Below are 3,528 nucleotides of genomic sequence, written 5' to 3'. Positions count from 1 at the left end.
CTCCCCCCACCGCGCCGCGCGAGCGTGCGGGAGGGCTGCCCCGCCCGACGGCCCCCCCCCCCCACGCCATACCTTGCTGCGCTGGTTGCTGTGGGTGTGGTCACCTCTTGCTGCTCGATGGTGCGTTCGCTGTGCTGGACGGGCATGTGGGCCTTTTCCGTGCGGCGGTCATTGAAGGGCTGGGCGGGCCGAAGGTCGGGTCGGTTGGTGGCGGCGTCGGTGAGGGGCGGGAGACCGGCTTCGGGAGACTGGCCGGAGCGGACGACCACAGGTGGTCCAGTGGCTGGTCGTCTTGGTCCGGTGTGTGGTCCGCGATGGCGGAGATGGTCCGCAGCCTTGCGGACCAGGGTGGTGGTCTCGCGGACCAAGAACGGAGCGCATCGCGTTGACCTGCGGAATGTGTGGTCCGCGGACCGGTCCGGTCCGTGCGGACCACTTTTGTCCGTACACATCTGGTCCGCGGTCCGGTCCGTGCCTGGTCCGGTGGTCCGGTCCGGCGGACCAAGCGGGTGTGGTTGTGTTCCGGGCTGGGGTGTGGTGAGTCGTCCCAGTCGTCCCGTTGCTGGTCAGGGCAGGTACGGGTGGGACGGGTCGATACGGGTTACGCGCCGGGCTCGGCGGGTTCCTGCTTCAGGGCTGGTGTGGGGCAGTAGCGGTTCCAGGCGTCGGTGAACTGGTGGCGGGCGAAGCCCTTGGCCTGGCTTCCGCCGGGGAAGCGGTGGTTTGCCGAGCTGATCCCGTAGTCCTTCAGGAGCAGTTGCAGACCGCGCGGGGTCAGCCTGTGGGGTCCGTATTCGGCCCAGGGGGCTTCGGGGTCGGCGTTGAGCTGTTCGATGAGGCGACCGGTGCGCAGTGAGGCCGGGTCGCCTTCGGCGGCGAAGACGCGGCGGATGTCGGTCAGGATCCGGGTGCGCAGAGCTCCGTCCTCGTCCTGCCCGGCCTCATGGGCGGTCATGGTCCGGCAGGCGGCACGAGCGAGGGTGGGCCATTCGCCCTGGGCGAGGTCGGCGACGATGATCAAGGGTTCCCAGGTGTCGGCGGCGCGGTCTTCGACCGGCATGACCGGTTCCATGTCCATTGCCTGTGCGTGCTGGGGGTGGAGCCACGCGGTGAGGCGGTCGCGTATCGCGTTGAGGGCGGGGGTGTCGCGGCCGGTGCGGAAGGCGGCCACGGTCTCACCGGCTGCCCGGCGGCGCATCCGGACGACGACGGAGCGGTCCATGATCGTGTCGGGAAGGTCGCCGATGCCGGCGAGGGCGGCCATGGCGAAGGTGGGGAACTTGACCGGCTTGTGTTCGGGGCCGGTCACTCGCAGGGTGGGGCGGTTGCGCTGGTGACCGGCGTTGAGGAGGCCGCGCAGGTCCTCGTTGCGCTCGGCGGCCTTGAGGGTGCCGAAGAGGGTGTCGGCCTCGTCGACCAGCAGGGTCGGCGGGTTCTCGGTGATCGACCGGAAGATGGCCGCCGGGCTGGCGTTGACCGTGATCAGCGGTGAGTGCGCGGTCTCGGTCACCACGTCCAGGAGTCGCGACTTGCCGCACCGCTTCGCCGGTCCGACCACCGCGAGGCGGGGTGCGTGCTGCCACGCGGTTTGTAGGTGGGTGGCCGCCACCCACAGGGTGACCGCGGTCACCGCCTCCTCGCTCGGGAGCACCACGAACCGCTTGACCTGCCCCCGGAGGTCAGACAGAATCCGCGCGCCCTCGGACAGCGGCTCGACATGGCCGTTCGCCTCGGGCTTCTCACTGCGGGTGGGCTCGGCCGGAGTGGTGCTGCCCGGCTGACCGGGGACGGCGACGGGATGCCATAGTGCAGACCTCGCGGCAGCGGCTTGGGCGAGGGATGGCGTGTTCGGCTGAGAGTCGGTCATACTGGGCTTCAGCTCCTCTGCTCGCGGGCCATATGGGACGGCAATCCCGGCCTCGCGGGTCGATCGCTAGGGATGGCGGTTGAGAGGTTTGCGCTTGAGCCCCCTGGTGCCGATGGCATCGGGGGGCTTCTTCGTCGGCGTGGTCGTGTCCTGCCCTGCAAGCATGTCACAGGAATTGCGAATCGCAGTAGTATTCTGCATCTCGCAGAATCCATGTTGCGGTTGTGGGGTAGCCGGGAACGGTCAGCCCTGCACGCATGGAAGGACGTGTTCACGGTGGACGACGGCCAAGAGGGCGTTCTGCTCAGTGGCGAGGAGAACGTCGCGGTCCGGATCAAGCTGGAGCGTGAGGCCCGTGGGTGGAGCACCAACGCCCTGTCCGACCGCCTCAACGAGGCCGGCTTCGACATGAACCCGTCGGCGGTCTGGCGGATCGAGAATCGCAAACGCCGGATCAACCTCGACGAGGCCATCGGGTTCGCCGAGGTCTTCGGCGTCTCCCTGCGCAACCTCGTCGGCCCTCCGAGGCTCGCGGCCAAGGCCCGCGCCATGGAACTCATCGACGACGTCGTGGCCGCCCACCGGGAGACCCAGCGAGCGAACCACGCCTTCACCCAGGCCCGCGACGCCTTCGACGCGTACATCGCCGAACATCCCGACATCAGCGAAGAGGCCGAGGTCATGGTCTCCAACGCCATCGCCGAAGCGTTCATGCAGGCCAACCTCGCCACGCACGGGCCCACCCCCGGAGGCCCGAGGCCCGACACCGGCCACGCCGGTTCCCCCGAGGAGTAGCCCCTCCTCAACGCCCAGCCTGGTTCTGCAAACCCCAGGCGCGGGCAACACACCACGCCATCCCTAACGATCGACCGGCCAGGCCGGGGTTGCCGCCCCACACCACCTGGCCAGAACAGGACACCCCCTTTGCGCCGACAGGCGATACCCCCTGCCCTGAACTCTGACGCCGCTCTGCCGCGTCTCTACCTCCCGGAGGAGGTCGCCGCCTTCCTCGGCTGCTCCGCCTGGTGGGTCAAGGATCGCGCCCGTCGACGGCTCATTCCCTTCACCCGCGTCGGCCGCGCCTACCGCTTCACCGCTGAGCACCTCGCGGAGATGATCCGTATGCACGAGGCTCGCCCCGCCGTCCCGCAGCAGCGAGTGTCGGCCGCATCGCCGCTCAGTCCTCCCACTTCCTCCTCGCCCGCTGCTGTGCCCACGTCCCGGCTCCGCGCCCGGCTGCCTCGCCGAGCCCGCCAGAGCCGCTTCGGGACCGCCGCATAGCTCGACGAGGGGAGGGAGAAGAAACGTGGGTTTCGCGGAGAAGCGCGGAAACTACTGGCGCGGTCGGTACAAGACCGAGCCCGGCAGACACCTCACGGTCGTCGACGAGAACGGCAAGACGATCAAGTTCGCGACCAAGGGCGAAGCCCAGCGCGCCGCAAGCGAGGCCGAGAACAAGTACCAGCGCGGCGACTGGCGTGACCCGGCGCTCGGCCTGGAGACCTTCGGCGAGTACGCGGGCCGCTGGTACGCCGCCTAGGGCGTGTCCGCAGTGTCAGGTGGGGGGCCATAGTCGCAGGCAGGCGAGGGTGACCAGGGCTTGGTAGTGGTGGGCTCGTTTGTCGTAGCGGGTGGCGAGGGCTTTGTTCTGCTTGAGCCGG

Annotated in this window: 3 protein-coding genes and 2 pseudogenes; 3 read left to right on the top strand and 2 right to left on the bottom strand. The window is 69.3% G+C overall.

Going from position 1 to position 3,528, the window contains the following annotated elements:
* Window positions 1–601 precede the first annotated feature (601 nt).
* Window positions 602–1,867, bottom strand: coding sequence for a DUF3631 domain-containing protein (locus tag ACFXAZ_RS24925; protein ID WP_384595334.1), 1,266 nt, complete (start codon window positions 1,865–1,867; stop codon window positions 602–604).
* A 267-nt stretch (window positions 1,868–2,134) separates the two neighbouring features.
* Between ACFXAZ_RS24925 and ACFXAZ_RS24920 the strand changes: the two genes are divergently transcribed.
* The 3 genes and pseudogenes from ACFXAZ_RS24920 to ACFXAZ_RS24910 all read left to right on the top strand — a co-directional run.
* Window positions 2,135–2,662, top strand: a complete 528-nt coding sequence (locus tag ACFXAZ_RS24920; protein ID WP_384595331.1) for a helix-turn-helix domain-containing protein — start codon at window positions 2,135–2,137, stop codon at window positions 2,660–2,662.
* Between the two features lie 129 nt (window positions 2,663–2,791).
* Window positions 2,792–3,148 (top strand): helix-turn-helix domain-containing protein, encoded by a 357-nt coding sequence (locus ACFXAZ_RS24915; RefSeq protein WP_384595328.1) that lies wholly within the window; start codon window positions 2,792–2,794, stop codon window positions 3,146–3,148.
* A gap of 25 nt (window positions 3,149–3,173) precedes the next feature.
* Window positions 3,174–3,404: pseudogene (locus tag ACFXAZ_RS24910) on the top strand (LacI family transcriptional regulator); the annotation flags it as partial.
* Window positions 3,405–3,422: 18 nt separating this feature from the next.
* Here ACFXAZ_RS24910 and ACFXAZ_RS24905 read toward each other — a convergent pair.
* A pseudogene (locus ACFXAZ_RS24905) lies at window positions 3,423–3,528 on the bottom strand (IS5/IS1182 family transposase); the annotation flags it as partial.

It is taken from the genome of Streptomyces sp. NPDC059477, assembly GCF_042749375.1.
In the GTDB taxonomy this organism is placed as follows: domain Bacteria; phylum Actinomycetota; class Actinomycetes; order Streptomycetales; family Streptomycetaceae; genus Streptomyces.
Note: the sequence above shows the minus strand (reverse complement) of the source record. Positions and strands in the feature narration are given on the sequence as shown.

Bases quoted from the DNA above. Each gene is read 5' to 3' on its own strand.
- ACFXAZ_RS24925 (WP_384595334.1), bottom strand. From the start codon at position 1,867: ATGACCGACTCTCAGCCGAACACGCCATCCCTCGCCCAAGCCGCTGCC.